The organism is Brucella grignonensis (assembly GCF_002252505.1).
GTDB lineage: Bacteria > Pseudomonadota > Alphaproteobacteria > Rhizobiales > Rhizobiaceae > Brucella > Brucella grignonensis.
The window spans coordinates 456,479-472,717 of record NZ_NNRL01000157.1; the positions used below are offsets into that span (position 1 = coordinate 456,479).

Genomic DNA, 16,239 nt, shown 5'->3' on the forward strand with positions numbered 1-16,239 from the left:
AATGTGGCAGATCACACGAATAATTACGCCCTGTTACAATTCCGTTACAGCACCTCAAATCCCATCAACAAAGCGTGAGCTAGAAAAAGAACAGCAAATTATTCATGATTTCGACGCCTTTGGGCGGAGAATTAAGCTATGATTATGACGAACGGATTTCAGAACGATGATCAATATTAAATTTAGCCGCTTCTCGCCTGCCCGACTGACGGACGATCAGGTAACGCCGCGTGCGTTCTATCTCAAGCGTCGCGAATTTATGGTCGGGCTTGGCGCGCTGGCAGCAACCGGAATGGCCTCTGGCGCATTTGCAGACCCCCTTGCCGCCAAAGCCTCGTCCTATAAGGTCGATGAAAAGCTCACGCCCAAGGAAGCTGTTACGACCTACAATAATTTTTACGAGTTCGGCACCGACAAGAGCGATCCAGCTGCCAATTCGGGTGATTTCAAACCTTTACCATGGCGCTTGACGGTTGACGGTCTTGTGAAACAGCCGAAGGAATTCGACATTCAGGATCTGATCGCCAAAATGCCGCTCGAAGAACGCGTCTACAGGATGCGTTGCGTTGAGGCATGGTCGATGGTCATACCGTGGATCGGCTTTCCGCTGGCAAGCCTGCTTTCTCAAGTCGAACCGCTCGGCTCCGCAAAATATATCGCCTTTACCGGCGTTGTCCGCCCCGAAGAAATGCCGGGACAAAAGGGACTGTTCCAGGTTCTCGACTGGCCCTATGTCGAAGGCCTGCGTCTGGACGAGGCGATGCACCCGCTGACGATTCTCTCGGTTGGTCTTTATGGTGAAACGCTCCCTAACGCCAATGGCGCGCCCATCCGGCTTGTTGTTCCATGGAAGTATGGCTTCAAGGGTATCAAATCGATCACCAAGATCAGCTTCGTCGAGAAACAGCCACCAACATCATGGCAGCGGCAAGCCGCCAATGAGTATGGCTTCTATGCAAATGTGAACCCGGCAGTCGATCATCCACGCTGGAGTCAGGCCACTGAGCGCAGGATCGGTGAAGGCAACTTCTTCGGTTCCAGCCGCCGCCCTACCCTGCCCTTCAACGGCTATGCTGAGGAAGTGGCATCGCTCTATGCTGGCATGGACCTGCAGAAGAATTACTGAAATGACCGTTGCAGCCACGATACAAACCAAAAAGTCCAACCGTCAAACCCAGTTCAAACCAGGCTGGTGGAAGGTGTGGGCACTTTATGCAATCGGCTTCGTTCCCGCCTTATGGGCGTTTTATCTCGGTGCCACCGACCAGCTCGGCGCAGACCCCGTCAAAAGCTTTGAACATACGCTCGGCCTTTGGGCTCTACGCTTCCTTATCCTGACATTGCTCGTAACACCGATCCGCGATGTCACTGGCATCAGCCTGCTCCGTTATCGGCGCGCCTTTGGCCTTCTCGCATTCTATTATGTATTGATGCATTTTACTGTTTATATGGTGCTGGATCAGGCACTCAGCATCCCGGCTGTCGTTGCAGATATCGTCCGCAGACCATTCATAACCATAGGCATGATCAGTCTGGCGCTTCTGGTTCCGTTGGCGCTGACTTCCAACAACTGGTCCATTCGCAAACTCGGTCGACGCTGGGTCACGCTGCACAAGCTTGTCTATATTGCCATTGCTGGTGGCGCGATACATTTTCTAATGTCTGTTAAAAGCTGGCCCGCCGAACCAGTAATCTATGCAGCCATTGTAGCGGTGCTGCTTTTGTGGCGCGTTGCACGCCCATTTGCAAAAAGAAACAAACAAGTAAAACGCCCGCGTGAAACTGCTGTAATACTCAAGAAATAATATACGCTCTTCTTATTTTTATAAAGTCTAATCTATTAGATAAATCGCCTCTCCTGCAGGATAGGCGATGACATTCCCATGCAAATCATGTCAGTATCGCCACAACTTCGGCAAATGAAGCGCCAGGCGAATACGGGATGTCCATGTCTTCTATATTGAAATCAAGAGCCGTCCGCATCATAGGCAAACTGGTCTTCATTTTATTCGTTATCTTCTTTGCAACCTGGGCCAGTTTCGCGATGTGGTTCCAGCTCCCCTTTGGCACTGCCGTGCGCGGCTCGATCATCGCAGCCTGGCTCTTCATCGCAATTTGGGTAATAGCAGGAGAGCGCCAGTTCTTTTGTATGCGCAAGCGGCTCTTCTTCTGTCTGCTTGCGCTTATCTTCCTTGGCTGGTGGGCGACCATCCGCCCTTCACTTGATCGCATATGGGCTCCCGAAGTCGCACGCACCGTCACGGGCAAGGTGGATGGCGATCAGGTCACTCTTTTCAACGTCCGGGATTTCGACTGGCGCACGCCAGAGGACTTCACGCCAGTCTGGAAAGACGAAACCTACGACCTCAGCAAGATAAACTCAGTCGATGTCTATCTGTCCTATTGGACGGGACCGGCAATTGCCCACACGCTTTTGTCCTTCGGTTTTGAAGATGGGCGGCATGTCGTCTTTTCCGGTGAGATCCGCAAGGAACATCACGAAGTCTATTCCGCGATCGGCGGCTTCTTCCGTGAATTCGAGCTGGCTATGATTGCAGCTGAAGAACGTGACATCGTTTTCCTGCGCACCAATGTGCGGAAAGAAGATGTCTATCGCTACCGCGTGAACCTGCCTCCGGCAGGTGCGCGCGAATTGTTTCTCTCTTATGTCGAAATGGGAAACGAACTGGCGTCTGAGGCCAAATTCTATAATACGCTGAGCGCCAATTGCACGACGATCATTTTCACAATGGCGCGCGTGCTCGACCCAACATTCCCCTTCGATTACCGCATTCTCTTGTCCGGCTACCTGCCAGGCTATCTCTATGACCATGGCTGGCTTGAAAATAACGGCACACTTGAAGAGATAGAGAAGCGTGCATCCATCGACGAAAAAGCACAAGCGGGTGGTCGCGAAGGCTATTCGGAACGGATACGCAAATAAAAAACCCCGCTTGCGCGGGGTTTTCAATCGGCAATTACAAAGAATTAGATCGCAGCAGTAATGATGATCTCGACTTTGTAGTCAGGGGTCGCGAGTGCTGCTTCCCCGGTCGCACGCGCTGGTGTGTTGGCCTTGTCGACCCAGCTGTCCCAGACTGCGTTCATTTCAGCGAAGTCTTTCATGTCTGCGAGCCAGATGATGGCCTGCAGGATCTTCGACTTGTCAGAACCAGCGGCCGCGAGAAGACGATCAACTTCAACCAGAACAGCCTTGGTCTGATCGGTTACGCTTGCGCCCGGAGCACCAACCTGGCCAGCGAGATAAACGGTATTGCCGTGAACAACGGCCTGGCTCATACGTGGTCCGACTTCGATACGACGGATGCTCATGGTGAACTCCTCTCATGACTGCTGCGGAAATGGTCCCGCTTTTTGAAAATGTTGCGCATCCTTATTAAAGCCCCTGCCCGCTTTGGCAATGCCTGATCGCAGTATCAAACACGCAATTCCATCGAAAATGCCCGCAACATCCCTCACACTCGCCTACAATAAAGTGCAGTGCTATGATCACCCTGAATGGGATGGAGCCACCATGACCAAAGACAACACAGTGAAGGCGGATGAAGACAAAAACCCCTCGCAATTGATCGATGCACGGATCAGGGAACTTTCAGACTGGCGTGGCGAAACGCTTGCAAAGGTCAGAACCATCATCAGACAGGCCGATCCGGAGATCATTGAAGAGTGGAAGTGGCGCGGTGTGCCGGTCTGGTCACACACAGGTATTATCTGTACGGGCGAGACTTATAAAAGTGTCGTCAAGCTGACCTTCGCCAAAGGTGCATCCCTTGCGGACCCATCCACTCTCTTTAACTCAAGCCTCGAAGGCAATATGCGACGAGCAATCGACATCCGCGAAGGCGAAGCCATCAATGAAGATGCGTTGAAAGTGCTCGTCCGCGCAGCTATCGCGCTCAACAAGGCGAAACCACCCCGTCGTTAGTGATGTTTGGCTTGATCACATGTTTGCTTGGAATGCCCGTGTGGGAATTGACTCTTGATGCCCCTGCTCTTATAAGCCGCACCACGTTCGCCCGCACGGGTCTACGGATAGTTTGTGCTGTCCGATCCGCGAGGGAATGAACTAGCTCCTGTTCAAAGACAGAACCAAGAAGGGCCGCACACCGCGGTATTAAATAAATGAAGCGCACTTTTCAGCCATCAAACATCGTCCGTAAGCGTCGTCACGGTTTCCGTGCACGCATGGCAACTGCCGGCGGTCGCAAGGTTCTTGCTGCTCGCCGTTCGCGCGGTCGCAAGCGGCTTTCCGCTTAATCTTTTCCCGCGCGAGCAGCGCGGTGAATAAAGATATGAAAAAGCAGAAACAAATACTCCGCCTTCGCAAGAGAGCGGAGTTTTTGTCTGTAAGGAATGGTGAAAAACGGCGTGGTCCACTGTTTCTTCTGGAAGTCCGGAAACGGTCCGAAGAAGAATCTGAAGCTGCCAAAATCGGCGAAAAACCCCGCGCAGGCTTCACTGTCACCAAGAAAAACGGCAATGCAGTGATACGGAATCGTATCCGACGCAGGTTGCGAGAAGCGGTTCGTTGTCACGTGGGGCGTGACATGGCGGCTTCGACAGACTATGTGATCGTAGCACGCGAGCAGGCACTCACTGCGCCCTTTTCGCAACTGACCGCAGAACTCTCCAAACGCTTAAAAGCTACGGATGGGCGGCGGGACGAAAAGAAACGCCGAACGGAAAGACCGGAATCAGGACCCGTCAATGGAAAATAATCGTAATTTCTTCATCACCATTGCCCTGTCCATCCTCGTATTAACGCTGTGGCAAGTATTCTATCTGGGGCCGAAAACGGAAGCCCAGCGGGAGCAGACACGCATTGAGGAGCAGCAGCGCCAGACCCAGCAGGCAGCCCAGGGCGGCTCGCAGGGTGATACCCCACAGATGCCCGGTACGTCCGGCGCGATACCCGGCCAGAGCGATGGCGCAGCCGCAGGCGGCACATTGACCCGCGAAGCTGCTGCAGCGCAGTCGCAGCGCGTGGACATCGACACAGTTTCGCTGCGCGGTTCGATCAATCTGACCGGCGCACGTCTCGACGATCTCTATCTCAAGAAGTATCACGAGACCGTTGACAACAAGTCGCCTGAAATCGAACTGCTTGCCCCATCGGCTCTCAAGCAGGGTTATTTCGTTGAGCTCGGCTTTACCGGCAACGAAGCAACTGGCGAAGTTCCCGGCCCCAACACTGTCTGGACGGTTGAAGGCAACAACAAGCTGACCGCTTCGACGCCTGTTACGCTCACTTACACCAACGACAAAAACATCACATTCAAGCGCGTCATCTCGGTTGACGATGCTTACATGTTCGCAGTTGACGATACGGTCACCAACAACACCGGCGCTCCGATCTCGCTTGCTTCCTACGGTCGTGTAACGCGTTTCAACCAGCCTGAGCATGCAAGCGCTACCTATGTTCTCCATGAAGGCCTTATCGGCGTCATGGGTCAGGACGGCCTTCAGGAAATCAAGTATTCTAAGGTTGAAGACGACAAGGACATTTCGTTCAAGGACGTGACTGGTGGCTGGGTCGGTATCACCGACAAATATTGGGCAGCCACACTCGTTCCGCCACAGAACGAAAAATACACGGCGCGTTTCTCGCACTTCACCAATGACCGTCCGCGCTACCAGTCGGATTTCCTCAGCGCGCCGATCACAGTTGCCGCTGGTGAGGCCAGCACCATCAAGAACCACGTCTTCGCTGGTGCCAAGGTTGTTTCGGATATTAAGAACTACGAAGAAAAGCTGGGCATCAAGCAGTTTGAACTGCTGATCGACTGGGGCTGGTTCTACTTCATCACCAAGCCGATGTTCTACCTCATCGACTGGATCTACAAGTTCTCCGGCAATTTCGGCGTCGCCATTCTGGTCGTCACCGTTCTGCTCAAGGGCCTGTTCTTCCCGCTCGCCAACAAGTCATACAAGTCGATGGCTCGTATGAAGCTGGTGCAGCCGAAGATGACGGAAATCCGCGAGAAATATGCGGATGACAAGATGAAGCAGCAGCAGGAAATGATGCAGCTCTACAAGCAGGAAAAGATCAATCCGCTTGCAGGTTGCTGGCCAGTGCTGGTCCAGATTCCGGTATTCTTCGCGCTCTATAAGGTTCTGTACGTCACCATCGAAATGCGCCATGCGCCATTCTTTGGCTGGATTCAGGATCTTGCAGCACCCGATCCAACATCGATCTTCAATCTGTTCGGCCTTCTGCCATTCGCAGTTCCGGCATTCCTGATGATCGGCGTATGGCCGCTGATTATGGGCATCACCATGTTCCTGCAGATGCGCATGAACCCGACGCCTCCAGATCCAACACAGGCGATGATCTTCACCTGGATGCCAATCATCTTCACCTTCATGCTGGCATCGTTCCCAGCAGGTCTCGTCATCTACTGGGCATGGAACAACACGCTTTCCATCACCCAGCAGGCTGTGATTATGAAACGTCAGGGCGTCAAGATCGAACTTTTTGACAATCTGAAAGACCTCTTCAGGCGAAAGCCGAAAGAGGCGAAGAAGTAAAAAGACAAAAAGCCCCGCAGATGCGGGGCTTTTTTTGTGCTCGTTGATCCAGAGCGGTTGACAATGCGGCGCGTAACCGTGATGCGTGTCTTTTACGGAATATACGGATCAGGAAGACCACATTGAGCGATCAGGACAAAAAGCAGGCAGCAGCCCAGTTAGCAGCAGATGCGACCCGTGCAGCCCATGCGGCTTTGGTCGAAGAAGGACGCTTGCTCTTCAAAAAATCGTGGATCTTCATCCGTGGCGTGCCCTCGATGAAATTCCTGCCGCCGGAAGGTCCGGTTGAAGTCGCTTTTGCCGGACGCTCGAATGTCGGCAAATCTTCGCTTATCAATGCGATTGTCGGCAAGAAGGGTCTGGCCCGTACATCGAACACGCCGGGCCGTACGCAGGAACTCAACTATTTCGTTCCCGATGGTTATTCCGGTGAGAATGGTGACCTTCCGCCGCTCGCACTCGTCGATATGCCTGGCTATGGCTTTGCAGAAGCACCGAAAGCGCACGTCGATGCGTGGACGCGACTTGTATTCGATTATCTGCGTGGACGCACCACTTTGAGACGCGTCTATGTGTTGATCGACTCGCGCCACGGCATCAAAAAGAACGATGCGGAAGTGCTCGACTTGCTCGACAAGGCGGCTGTCTCCTATCAGATCGTGCTGACCAAAATTGATAAGATCAAGGCGGCAGGCATTCCTCGTCTGATGGAAGAAACTCACACGCTCACCAAGAAGCGTGCAGCCTGCTTCCCCGGTATCATCACGACCTCATCGGAAAAAGGCCTCGGCCTTGATGAGTTGCGCGCTGCTATCGCGCTTGTCGCGAAGGAATAGACTAGCTCGGACAGCTTGCCGACTGATTGTTTAGTCCCTGCTTGAGCTGTTCAAATCGCGTGGTGGTTTTTGCGCCATCGCGCGTGATACGCAGAACATACATGCTGTCAAAGTCTTCGCCCGGCCACTTTGGCACGAGAGCCTTATCGGCACCACTGTCCTTCACGATATTTCTGGCAAGCTTTACGAGCTGCTTGTGCTCCCAACTGATAAGCACGGTGGCATTCCGATACTCGGGCCGTGCGAGGGTGGCTTGCAGCTCCTCAATATCCTTGAAGCCGAAGCGCGTATCAACGGGCATTCCAAACGTAATAGCCGTCGGCTCAACCGTGGCAAGCGGACGATTATAGGAATAGATCGCGCCCTTATCTTCCTTCAGCTGCGCCGGGTTGGGCGCAAAAATGAAATCCGGTTTGCCGAATTTTTGCTCAATCACCGCAGGCAGTTTCAGCGCACGGTTCAGGCCCTGGCAATTGAGTTGCCCCAAACCCTGTTCCGGCTTTTCGCCATGTCGTAACATGATGATGGTTTCGGTCGTCGAGGCTGCCTGCGACACACCTATGCCTGCCAGAAAAATCAAAGTCGTGAAAACTGTCCGCCGCATTGAACCACTCCATTCGAGAGCATGTGTTATGCGCAATCTTCTCGCGCACTCATAGGATTTTAATTGGGCGATCTTTGGCAACGCGTTCAAATATTCGCGAACAAACAATGGAAAACCGTTTTACAGAACAGTGCATATTGCTTAGAAAAGCCTGCCTCTCTTGCCCTGTCGCCAGCCATGGAGCCCGCGATGACGACTCTTGAAAATCCTGAAATGCAAGCGCAACTCCTGTCCGCAGCTCTGCCCTATATGCAGCGCTACGAAAACAAGAATGTCGTGGTGAAATATGGCGGTCACGCCATGGGAAACCCTGAACTGGGCAAGGCTTTTGCCCGAGACATTGCGCTTCTGAAGCAGTCAGGCATCAATCCGATTGTCGTTCATGGCGGTGGCCCACAGATTCAGGCGATGCTGACGAAGCTCGGCATTGAATCGCGCTTTGAAGGCGGTCTTCGTGTCACCGACGAGAAGACCGTTGAAGTGGTGGAAATGGTTCTCGCCGGTTCCATCAACAAGGAAATCGTCGCCCTTATCAATGCCGAAGGCGAATGGGCCATCGGTCTCTGCGGCAAAGACGGTAACATGGTTTTCGCGCGCAAGGCGCACAAGACAGTTGTCGATCCGGATTCCAACATCGAAAAAGTGCTTGATCTTGGCTTCGTTGGTGAACCAGCAGAAGTTGACCGCACACTTCTCGATCTTCTGGCACGTTCGGAAATGATCCCGGTTATAGCACCCGTCGCACCCGGTCGCGACGGTCATACCTACAACATCAACGCAGACACCTTTGCAGGCGCTATCGCTGGTGCGCTGGCTGCAACGCGTCTTCTGTTCCTCACCGACGTCCCGGGCGTTCTCGACAAGGACAAGAAGCTCATCAAGGAATTGTCGGTTGCGGATGCACAGGCGCTGATCAAGGACGGCACGATTTCGGGCGGCATGATCCCGAAGGTCGAAACCTGCATCGATGCGATCCGTCGCGGCGTTGAGGGCGTTGTTATTCTTAACGGCAAGACACCGCATTCCGTACTGCTTGAGCTTTTCACGGAGCATGGTGCTGGAACATTGATTGTACCGTAATCCAGTAGCCGCCTTCGGGCGGCTTTTTCTTGGCCCGCCTTCGTGACATAAAGACTTATGACCAATCAACCTGATGCTCCGGCCTTTGCCCACGTTACCGACTGGGTATTCGACCTCGACAATACGCTCTATCCGCACGCAGCCGATCTGTTTTCCCAGATCGACGTACGCATGACGAGTTATGTCGAGAACCTCCTGAAACTGCCGCGTGACGAAGCGCGCAAGATTCAGAAGCAGTTTTATCTGGAATATGGCACCACGCTGAAGGGCCTGATGGAGTGCCATGAGATCGATCCTGACGACTTTCTCAGACAAGTCCACGACATCGACTATTCATGGTTGAAACCCGATCCCACACTCGGGGCTGCCATTCGTGCCCTGCCCGGCCGCCGTTTCATCTTCACCAATGGTGATCGCGGCCATGCGGAACGTGCAGCACAGCAGCTCGGCATTCTTGATGATTTCGACGATATTTTCGACATCGTTGCAGCAGGCCTGACACCCAAGCCAGAACGTGTCACTTATGATCGTTTTCTCGGCGCATTCGGCATTGACGCACAAAAGGCAGTCATGTTTGAAGATCTGGCGCGCAATCTTGTCGTGCCGAAGACATTGGGCATGAAAACCGTGCTGGTGGTTCCAAACAATTTTGAGCCGACATTCTCGGAGATTTGGGAAAGTGACCCGGAATTCACCGATCAGGTGGATTATGTGACCGATAATCTGACCCAGTTTCTGGAAACCATAATTGCAGACCGATAGGCAGTTCACCGGCCTTGAAAAGCGCATCGATAAGGCGGCTCACCGCCTTCTCGACAGCTTGCCCCGGCATCGCATCAGCGATGCGCTAATTGAGTTTCTCGTTTTCGGATTGAAACAGGCATGGGCCTGCCTGTTTGGCGGCGCAATGCTGGGTCTCATCATCCTTACACGCTGGTTCTGGCCAGAAGGTGGAATTGGGGGTGCTGCAGGATTTATCACCCGCTACGATTTCCTGTTTCTCTCCGCTGTTGTGATCCAGCTTGGAATGCTTGTCTTCAAGCTGGAGGCTTGGGAAGAAGCCAAGGTCATCGTCATTTTCCATATTGTCGGAACGGCGATGGAAGTATTCAAAACCCATGCGGGATCATGGATCTATCCGGAGGAAAACTTCTTCCGGATCGGTGGCGTGCCACTGTTTTCAGGCTTCATGTATGCAGCTGTCGGCTCGTATATGGCGCGTATCAACCGCATCTTCGATATCAGGCTCAACCACTACCCGCCGCTCTGGACGACGATTGTGCTGGCGGCTGCGATCTATATCAATTTCTTCGCCCACCACTTCATCTGGGATATGCGCTGGGTGTTGTTTGCCGCAACCTTCGCGCTCTACTGGCGCACAAGCATGCATTATCGCGTGTTTCGCTTCAGGCATAAAATGCCGCTGCTGGTCGCGTTCCTGCTCACATCGCTGTTCATCTGGATCGCGGAAAACATCGGGACCTGGTCGAAAGCCTGGCTCTATCCCAACCAGCGCAATGGCTGGGAGCTGGTCTCAATGAGCAAGCTTGGCTCGTGGTATCTGCTGATGATTATTTCAGTCGTGCTGGTAACACTCGTTCACCGCCCGCGCGAATACTTAGAAAACGAAAACGCCCGGTCATAACAGACCGGGCGCTCTGGAATCTTTACAGCGGTTCCAGTTAAGAAGGAATCGTTGGAACCGCTGTAACTGTTTGTTTTTACGCATTATCCAACGCAAAACCGCTTCGCACTTTTGCTGGAAATGCTATAATAGAAGAGATCAAAGCTTATAGAAGTTCTTGATCTCGTCCCATGCTTCGTCGGCTGTTTCGACAAAGGTCAGCAGTTCAATATCGGCAGGCGAAATCGTGCCCTGCTCTGCCAGAAACTCGATATTGATCGCCTTGCTCCAGAACTCTTTGCCAAACAGGATCAGTGGCATACGCTCCATGCGATCAGTCTGGATCAGCGTCATGGCTTCAAACAGCTCGTCCATCGTGCCAAAACCGCCGGGGAATACGCAGACAGCTTTTGCACGCATCAGAAAGTGCATCTTGCGCAGCGCAAAGTAGTGGAAGTTGAAGCAAAGTTCCGGCGTTACATAGGCGTTCGGTGCCTGCTCATGCGGCAGAACGATGTTGAGACCGATGGTCGGCGCACCAACATCCGCCGCCCCACGATTACCAGCTTCCATCACACCCGGGCCGCCACCCGTAACCACGATGAACTCGCGATAGTAGGTGGTCGCAGAATATTCAGAGCAGATACGGGCAAACTTGCGTGCTTCTTCATAATAGCGCGAATTGGCCTCCAGATTTTTCTTCTGCACTTCATTTTTCGCAGCCCAGGCTTCGCCGCCCGGCTCTGGAATACGTGCACCACCGAACAAAACGACCGTAGATTTAATGCCACGATCCGCAAGGATCAGTTCGGGTTTAAGAAGCTCAAGCTGAAGCCGGATTGGACGCACATCACGTCGCGTCATGAAGTCATCATCCATGAAGGCGAGCCTATAGGCCTCAGCCTCAGTCTGAGGCGTCTTTGGCACCGTACGTGCCTGTTTAACGGCTTCCTCAGAATTGGGGAAAGGCGTCCAGCCAGTCTTCTCCATCGGGTTCATGCTTGCCTGCTCCTTCAATTTCAATGCGTATCGGTATTTTAGCACCCATTCTGGCGTTAAATTCTTAATCTGGCACAATTGCGATCAGTTATTTCGCACAATAACGCGATTGACCCATATGGTGCCTTCGCTTAATCACTTCTGTGACAACTGCCGACCGAAAAGACGGCAGCCGTTTATCCTGCCATTTTATGGAGACCGCCATATGACCAAGCCAGATTTCGCCTCCCTTGAGAAGGTCATCGAAAAGGCTTTTGACGAACGCGATGGCATCAACACGGCAACCCGCGGCGAAATTCGCGATGCTGTCGAACAGTCGCTGCTTATGCTTGATCGCGGTGAAGCGCGTGTGGCAGAAAAACAGGCGGACGGCAACTGGCAGGTCAATCAGTGGCTCAAAAAAGCCGTGCTGCTTTCTTTCCGCCTCAACCCGATGGAAGTCATCAAGGGTGGGCCCGGCCAGTCGTCCTGGTGGGACAAAGTTCCATCAAAGTTTGATGGCTGGACTGCCAACGAATTTGAGAAAGCCGGCTTCCGCGCCGTTCCAAACTGCGTCGTCCGTCATTCCGCTTACATTGCACCAAACGCGATCCTGATGCCCTCTTTTGTCAATCTCGGCGCTTATGTCGACGAAGGCACGATGGTCGACACATGGGCAACCGTCGGCTCCTGCGCGCAGATCGGCAAGAACGTGCATCTCTCGGGTGGCGTCGGTATTGGCGGGGTTCTGGAACCAATGCAGGCTGGGCCAACCATTATCGAAGACAACTGCTTCATCGGCGCTCGTTCGGAAGTCGTCGAAGGTTGTATCGTTCGCGAAGGTGCCGTGCTCGGCATGGGCGTCTTCATCGGCAAGTCCACCAAGATCGTTGACCGGGCAACCGGCGAAGTGTTCTACGGTGAAGTACCGCCTTACTCGGTTGTTGTCGCTGGCACCATGCCGGGTAAAAATGTTCCGGGCGAAAACTGGGGCCCGAGCCTTTATTGCGCCGTCATCGTCAAGCGCGTCGATGAAAAGACCCGCTCCAAGACTTCGATCAACGAATTGCTGCGTGATTAATTTGTCAGCATAATCAAACAAAAAGGCGAAGCCCAAGAGCTTCGCCTTTTTTTATTTCACTGCCAGAATGATTAGTTCTGGTAGCTCGAAGGCGATGCATCACCGAAGCGGTGTGCAGAACCGTCGCTATAGGTCTGGTTCTGGATAGAAGCAGGAGCCGTGTAGTCAACGCCCTGGGTTGCAACAGGCGTACGATCGTTTGCATAAAGATCAGCTGGTTCACCAACATGTGGATTTTCAGCGAAAGCAGCACCGGCGCTAAGGGCAACGGCTACGGCAGCAAGAGCAAACTTCTTCATTTTTATAATCCTTCTATCGCCCCATCGGATGGCAACTCGCCCTTCCCTTCGGGGACTCCGGGATGACAGGAAGCCATCCTCCGGGGAGATTCGTTAAAATCGTTGAGTATTTTAAATTCGGTAGCGAGAACCTTGGGAGGCCGTACTCACTACCTTCACGTCTGCTATTCCGATCTGTGATCAGATCGGGATAGTAAAGCTTTTAATCGAACTCTTAGTTCGAGAAGCTGGAAGGCGAAGCATCACCGAAACGGTTTGCCGAACCATCCATATAGGTCGACTGGCCAATTGCTGCAGTCGCGGTGTGATCGACGCGCTGTGTAGCAACTGGGGTACGGTCGTTTGCATAAAGATCAGCTGGTTCACCAACATTTGGGTTTTCAGCGAAAGCAGCACCGGCGCTAAGAGCGAGAGCAGCGGCAGCAAGAACAAACTTATTCATTTTCTATCTCCTTAGTCTGATGGGCGGCGTTCTATGCGTCGTCCTCATGCAGCTCAAATGGGTGACAATGAGAGAAAGTTCCAGTCACGAAAGTGTTTTCTTAATCACACATTTGTGCATTTAATTTTTCAAGAACGGTCAAAAAAAGAGAAAAATATACATTATAAACAAATGGTTATCTCATATATCAACATTCACAGAACTGTTATATGGATATTTTTGTTCGTTTTCTTCGAACAGACTGTTCGCATTCACTGTATAATATTAGCGAACAATGAGGCTCAATGGCGACAATTATGCGGCTGATAGCTTCATCCTCGCCATGATCTGCAAATCAAAAACAGGCGTTCAATGCTCGCACCGCCATCGCAAGTAGGGCGATAATAAAAAAGGCTCAGATTGCACGCGAGGCAAAAAATAGAGCGCCGATCTGACCCAATCAGATCGGCGCTCTAATCATTTGTTTTTAAGTGCACCCCGAAAACCGGTTCACACTTTTCAGAAACGCTTTAATTGTTGGCTACAGCCACGGAACGTCCAGCGATCGAAACCCACTGGCCAGAATTACCCGGCGATTGCATCTTGATGTAACGATAGGACGTCTTCTCTACCGGCAGCACTTCCCCGCGCATATTGTCGAGAATGTAATCACCGCGATCTGTCCTTACAGTCAGCACGATATGCGGCTCACTACCCTGCACCATTGTAATAAGGAGCTGTGATGGGCTAATGCCACGAGACATGAGTTTGGCGCGCTTCAAAAGCACATAATCTTCGCAATCACCCTTACCATTCTTTGGCAGGGTCCAGTAATCACGCTTGCCATAATTATCCTGATCGGAAACTGGCTTGATGGCAGCATTCACGGATGCATTGATCTTTTGCAGCATCTGCATGCGTTCCGGCGTCAATTTCATTGGCGAAAGTGCACGATGGGCACCACAGTCTCGTGGTGCTCGTTTGCAATAATCAAGATGACCGTAGGGAATACTCGTTATCCCGCCCGCTTCACTCCATTGTGCTGCCTTGGCCGGGACCAGCGTCGCCCCGGATAGGGCTAGTATACCTGCTGCCGCAGAAATCAGTGAACGCATGACGGATTCCCATTATTAAAAAGTCACCTAGAAAAACTTCTCTAGTGACAATTCCCCGATGACCGGCCCGTTTTCCGGGTCTCGTTATCAATCTTTTTTTAACTAACGATGACAAAGCCCCCTTGGTCAAGGAAATTTCATTCCCGAATTGCAACGAATTGAGAAAGGCCGCGATTAGCATCAGTTCTTAGAGCGCCCTGCGTCCTCCTGGGCGCTACACAAGGACGCTCTAAACTGTAGAACTTAGGCATCGAGCCTTCTTAAAATTGATTCCGATTTTAGGGTCGATGCGCCAGTGTTTACCCAGTTACGGGATTGTTGTTTCATCTGGGCGCTTCCCGATCTAATCTCAAGCCCATACGATTCTCAGAATAAAGCTGTGACACCATGAGCCTGCCTACCAATCCTGCCGAAAACCTCGCCGCTCTCATTCGCTGCCCGTCGGTAACGCCCGATGAAGGTGGTGCGCTCACGGCACTTGAAAACATGCTCACACCGATGGGCTTCTCCATCCAGCGCCCGGTCTTCACTGAAGAAGGCACGCCGGACATTGAAAATCTCTATGCGCGCAAGTCTGGCAATGGCGCTCATTTGATGTTTGCCGGCCACACCGATGTTGTGCCTCCCGGCGATGAAGCCGACTGGAAGCACCCCCCCTTCTCCGCAGCCATTGAAGACGGCATTATGTATGGTCGCGGCGCGGTCGACATGAAAGGTGGCATTGCTTGTTTTGTTGCAGCCGTTGCCCGTCATGTCGAACAACACGGAAGCCTAAAGGGCAGCGTGTCCTTCCTCATCACCGGTGATGAAGAAGGTCCCGCGATCAATGGCACCGAAAAGCTTCTGAAATGGGCCAAGGAACGTGGCGAAAGCTGGGATGCATCAATCGTTGGCGAACCAACCAACCCCAACGCGCTTGGCGACATGATCAAGATCGGGCGTCGAGGCTCTATTTCCGGCACCATTACGGTCCACGGCGTGCAGGGTCATGCTGCCTATCCGCATCTGGTGGAGAACCCGGTTCGTGGCATCACCACACTTGTCGACAGCTTGCTCTACCCCGCCTTTGATGAAGGCACAGCAGATTTTCAGGCGAGCAACCTGGAGGTGACAACCATTGATGTCGGCAACAAAGCCACCAATGTTATTGCCAACAAGGCAAGCGCTTCCTTCAATATCCGCTTTAACGACACATGGACAGCAGAAAGCCTGCAGGCCGAAATCATCGCACGTCTCGAAAAAGCGTCGCGTAATGATCGCCTGCGCCCGGGTCGCGAAACGCCAATCAATTATGAACTGGCCTGGCGCGAGCACCCGAGCCATGTCTTTTTAACCCGTGACGAGAAGCTGATCGGTACACTGACGTCATCTGTTGAAGCAGTCACAGGCAAGCGCCCCAACCTCTCGACGTCGGGCGGCACATCTGATGCGCGCTTTATCAAGGACTATTGTCCAGTGGTCGAGTTTGGCCTTGTCGGACAGACCATGCACATGGTTGACGAACGCGTCGCGGTTGCCGATCTAGAAGGCCTCACACAGATTTACGAACGTTTCATCGCTGATTTTTTTGGAGCGCCGTGTGTCCATTCAGACGCACAAAGGACGCTCTAATCAATCGAAACTAAGCACCGTGCTTTTCGAAAACCGAACTC

Annotated in this window: 19 protein-coding genes; 13 read left to right on the forward strand and 6 right to left on the reverse strand. The window is 52.6% G+C overall.

Going from position 1 to position 16,239, the window contains the following annotated elements; all coding sequences use genetic code 11:
- Nucleotides 1-166 precede the first annotated feature (166 nt).
- The 3 genes from msrP (at nt 167) to CEV33_RS09335 (ending at nt 2,944) form a co-directional block, all read left to right on the forward strand.
- Nucleotides 167-1,126 (forward strand): protein-methionine-sulfoxide reductase catalytic subunit MsrP, encoded by a 960-nt coding sequence (gene msrP / locus CEV33_RS09325; protein WP_094540203.1) that lies wholly within the window; start codon nt 167-169, stop codon nt 1,124-1,126.
- Between the two features lies 1 nt (nt 1,127).
- Complete coding sequence (gene msrQ / locus CEV33_RS09330; RefSeq protein WP_094540204.1) at nt 1,128-1,805, forward strand: protein-methionine-sulfoxide reductase heme-binding subunit MsrQ; 678 nt, start codon at nt 1,128-1,130, stop codon at nt 1,803-1,805.
- A 143-nt stretch (nt 1,806-1,948) separates the two neighbouring features.
- Nucleotides 1,949-2,944: an Lnb N-terminal periplasmic domain-containing protein gene (locus CEV33_RS09335; RefSeq protein ID WP_208620174.1), complete on the forward strand. Its 996-nt coding sequence runs from the start codon at nt 1,949-1,951 to the stop codon at nt 2,942-2,944.
- Between the two features lie 44 nt (nt 2,945-2,988).
- Here CEV33_RS09335 and CEV33_RS09340 read toward each other — a convergent pair whose 3' ends face one another.
- Entirely contained in the window at nt 2,989-3,333 is a 345-nt protein-coding gene (locus tag CEV33_RS09340) for a RidA family protein (RefSeq protein ID WP_094540206.1), read from the reverse strand.
- Nucleotides 3,334-3,535: 202 nt separating this feature from the next.
- Here CEV33_RS09340 and CEV33_RS09345 point away from each other — a divergent pair, with 202 nt between their 5' ends.
- The 5 genes from CEV33_RS09345 (at nt 3,536) to yihA (ending at nt 7,385) form a co-directional block, all read left to right on the forward strand.
- The gene (locus tag CEV33_RS09345; RefSeq protein ID WP_094540290.1) at nt 3,536-3,946 is read left to right on the forward strand and encodes a DUF1801 domain-containing protein; all 411 of its coding nucleotides are present in this window, start codon (nt 3,536-3,538) and stop codon (nt 3,944-3,946) included.
- Nucleotides 3,947-4,143: 197 nt separating this feature from the next.
- A complete protein-coding gene (rpmH, locus tag CEV33_RS09350) occupies nt 4,144-4,278 on the forward strand; it encodes a 50S ribosomal protein L34 (protein ID WP_094540207.1) in 135 nt (44 codons plus the stop codon).
- A 35-nt stretch (nt 4,279-4,313) separates the two neighbouring features.
- On the forward strand, nt 4,314-4,739 hold the full coding sequence (rnpA, locus tag CEV33_RS09355) for a ribonuclease P protein component (RefSeq protein WP_036567963.1): 426 nt from the start codon (nt 4,314-4,316) through the stop codon (nt 4,737-4,739).
- Nucleotides 4,729-6,549 (forward strand): membrane protein insertase YidC, encoded by a 1,821-nt coding sequence (yidC, locus tag CEV33_RS09360; protein WP_094540208.1) that lies wholly within the window; start codon nt 4,729-4,731, stop codon nt 6,547-6,549. The genes rnpA and yidC overlap by 11 nt, the downstream gene beginning before the upstream one ends.
- A gap of 194 nt (nt 6,550-6,743) precedes the next feature.
- Nucleotides 6,744-7,385, forward strand: coding sequence for a ribosome biogenesis GTP-binding protein YihA/YsxC (gene yihA, locus CEV33_RS09365; RefSeq protein ID WP_235818391.1), 642 nt, complete (start codon nt 6,744-6,746; stop codon nt 7,383-7,385).
- Nucleotide 7,386: 1 nt separating this feature from the next.
- Here the strand turns inward: yihA and CEV33_RS09370 are convergent, their stop codons facing one another.
- Nucleotides 7,387-7,989 carry a hypothetical protein gene (locus CEV33_RS09370; RefSeq protein ID WP_094540210.1) on the reverse strand — a complete coding sequence of 201 codons (603 nt, stop codon included), beginning with the start codon at nt 7,987-7,989 and terminating at the stop codon, nt 7,387-7,389.
- Between the two features lie 189 nt (nt 7,990-8,178).
- On the opposite strand from CEV33_RS09370, the gene argB reads away from it, so the two are divergent.
- The 3 genes from argB to CEV33_RS09385 are packed head-to-tail and all read left to right on the forward strand — an operon-like array spanning nt 8,179 to nt 10,714.
- Entirely contained in the window at nt 8,179-9,069 is an 891-nt protein-coding gene (argB, locus tag CEV33_RS09375; RefSeq protein WP_024899259.1) for an acetylglutamate kinase, read from the forward strand.
- Nucleotides 9,070-9,126: 57 nt separating this feature from the next.
- Entirely contained in the window at nt 9,127-9,831 is a 705-nt protein-coding gene (locus tag CEV33_RS09380) for a pyrimidine 5'-nucleotidase (RefSeq protein WP_094540211.1), read from the forward strand.
- Nucleotides 9,818-10,714, forward strand: coding sequence for a DUF817 domain-containing protein (locus CEV33_RS09385; RefSeq protein ID WP_094540212.1), 897 nt, complete (start codon nt 9,818-9,820; stop codon nt 10,712-10,714). Before CEV33_RS09380 ends, CEV33_RS09385 begins: the two co-directional genes overlap by 14 nt.
- A 138-nt stretch (nt 10,715-10,852) precedes the next feature.
- On the opposite strand, the gene CEV33_RS09390 is transcribed toward CEV33_RS09385, so the two are convergent.
- Nucleotides 10,853-11,692 carry an LOG family protein gene (locus tag CEV33_RS09390; RefSeq protein WP_024899255.1) on the reverse strand — a complete coding sequence of 280 codons (840 nt, stop codon included), beginning with the start codon at nt 11,690-11,692 and terminating at the stop codon, nt 10,853-10,855.
- 205 nt (nt 11,693-11,897) lie between these two features.
- On the opposite strand from CEV33_RS09390, the gene dapD reads away from it, so the two are divergent.
- Nucleotides 11,898-12,752, forward strand: coding sequence for a 2,3,4,5-tetrahydropyridine-2,6-dicarboxylate N-succinyltransferase (gene dapD, locus CEV33_RS09395; RefSeq protein ID WP_094540213.1), 855 nt, complete (start codon nt 11,898-11,900; stop codon nt 12,750-12,752).
- A 71-nt stretch (nt 12,753-12,823) separates the two neighbouring features.
- Here dapD and CEV33_RS09400 read toward each other — a convergent pair whose 3' ends face one another.
- The 3 genes from CEV33_RS09400 to CEV33_RS09410 form a co-directional block, all read right to left on the reverse strand.
- Nucleotides 12,824-13,051 (reverse strand): hypothetical protein, encoded by a 228-nt coding sequence (locus CEV33_RS09400; RefSeq protein WP_007876402.1) that lies wholly within the window; start codon nt 13,049-13,051, stop codon nt 12,824-12,826.
- A 214-nt stretch (nt 13,052-13,265) separates the two neighbouring features.
- Nucleotides 13,266-13,493: a hypothetical protein gene (locus CEV33_RS09405; RefSeq protein ID WP_094540214.1), complete on the reverse strand. Its 228-nt coding sequence runs from the start codon at nt 13,491-13,493 to the stop codon at nt 13,266-13,268.
- Between the two features lie 509 nt (nt 13,494-14,002).
- A complete protein-coding gene (locus tag CEV33_RS09410; RefSeq protein ID WP_094540215.1) occupies nt 14,003-14,587 on the reverse strand; it encodes a transglutaminase-like cysteine peptidase in 585 nt (194 codons plus the stop codon).
- A 387-nt stretch (nt 14,588-14,974) separates the two neighbouring features.
- Here CEV33_RS09410 and dapE point away from each other — a divergent pair, with 387 nt between their 5' ends.
- Nucleotides 14,975-16,198 (forward strand): succinyl-diaminopimelate desuccinylase, encoded by a 1,224-nt coding sequence (gene dapE / locus CEV33_RS09415; RefSeq protein ID WP_094540216.1) that lies wholly within the window; start codon nt 14,975-14,977, stop codon nt 16,196-16,198.
- Nucleotides 16,199-16,239 lie beyond the last annotated feature (41 nt).

Coding starts and splice junctions, on each gene's coding strand:
- CEV33_RS09380 (WP_094540211.1), top strand. CDS start 9,127: ATGACCAATCAACCTGATGCTCCGGCCTTTGCCCACGTTACCGACTGG.
- dapE (WP_094540216.1), top strand. CDS start 14,975: ATGAGCCTGCCTACCAATCCTGCCGAAAACCTCGCCGCTCTCATTCGC.
- CEV33_RS09410 (WP_094540215.1), bottom strand. CDS start 14,587: ATGCGTTCACTGATTTCTGCGGCAGCAGGTATACTAGCCCTATCCGGG.
- msrQ (WP_094540204.1), top strand. CDS start 1,128: ATGACCGTTGCAGCCACGATACAAACCAAAAAGTCCAACCGTCAAACC.
- CEV33_RS09405 (WP_094540214.1), bottom strand. CDS start 13,493: ATGAATAAGTTTGTTCTTGCTGCCGCTGCTCTCGCTCTTAGCGCCGGT.
- CEV33_RS09390 (WP_024899255.1), bottom strand. CDS start 11,692: ATGAACCCGATGGAGAAGACTGGCTGGACGCCTTTCCCCAATTCTGAG.
- dapD (WP_094540213.1), top strand. CDS start 11,898: ATGACCAAGCCAGATTTCGCCTCCCTTGAGAAGGTCATCGAAAAGGCT.
- argB (WP_024899259.1), top strand. CDS start 8,179: ATGACGACTCTTGAAAATCCTGAAATGCAAGCGCAACTCCTGTCCGCA.
- CEV33_RS09400 (WP_007876402.1), bottom strand. CDS start 13,051: ATGAAGAAGTTTGCTCTTGCTGCCGTAGCCGTTGCCCTTAGCGCCGGT.
- msrP (WP_094540203.1), top strand. CDS start 167: ATGATCAATATTAAATTTAGCCGCTTCTCGCCTGCCCGACTGACGGAC.
- CEV33_RS09340 (WP_094540206.1), bottom strand. CDS start 3,333: ATGAGCATCCGTCGTATCGAAGTCGGACCACGTATGAGCCAGGCCGTT.
- yidC (WP_094540208.1), top strand. CDS start 4,729: ATGGAAAATAATCGTAATTTCTTCATCACCATTGCCCTGTCCATCCTC.
- CEV33_RS09370 (WP_094540210.1), bottom strand. CDS start 7,989: ATGCGGCGGACAGTTTTCACGACTTTGATTTTTCTGGCAGGCATAGGT.
- CEV33_RS09335 (WP_208620174.1), top strand. CDS start 1,949: ATGTCTTCTATATTGAAATCAAGAGCCGTCCGCATCATAGGCAAACTG.
- CEV33_RS09345 (WP_094540290.1), top strand. CDS start 3,536: ATGACCAAAGACAACACAGTGAAGGCGGATGAAGACAAAAACCCCTCG.
- rnpA (WP_036567963.1), top strand. CDS start 4,314: ATGAAAAAGCAGAAACAAATACTCCGCCTTCGCAAGAGAGCGGAGTTT.
- rpmH (WP_094540207.1), top strand. CDS start 4,144: ATGAAGCGCACTTTTCAGCCATCAAACATCGTCCGTAAGCGTCGTCAC.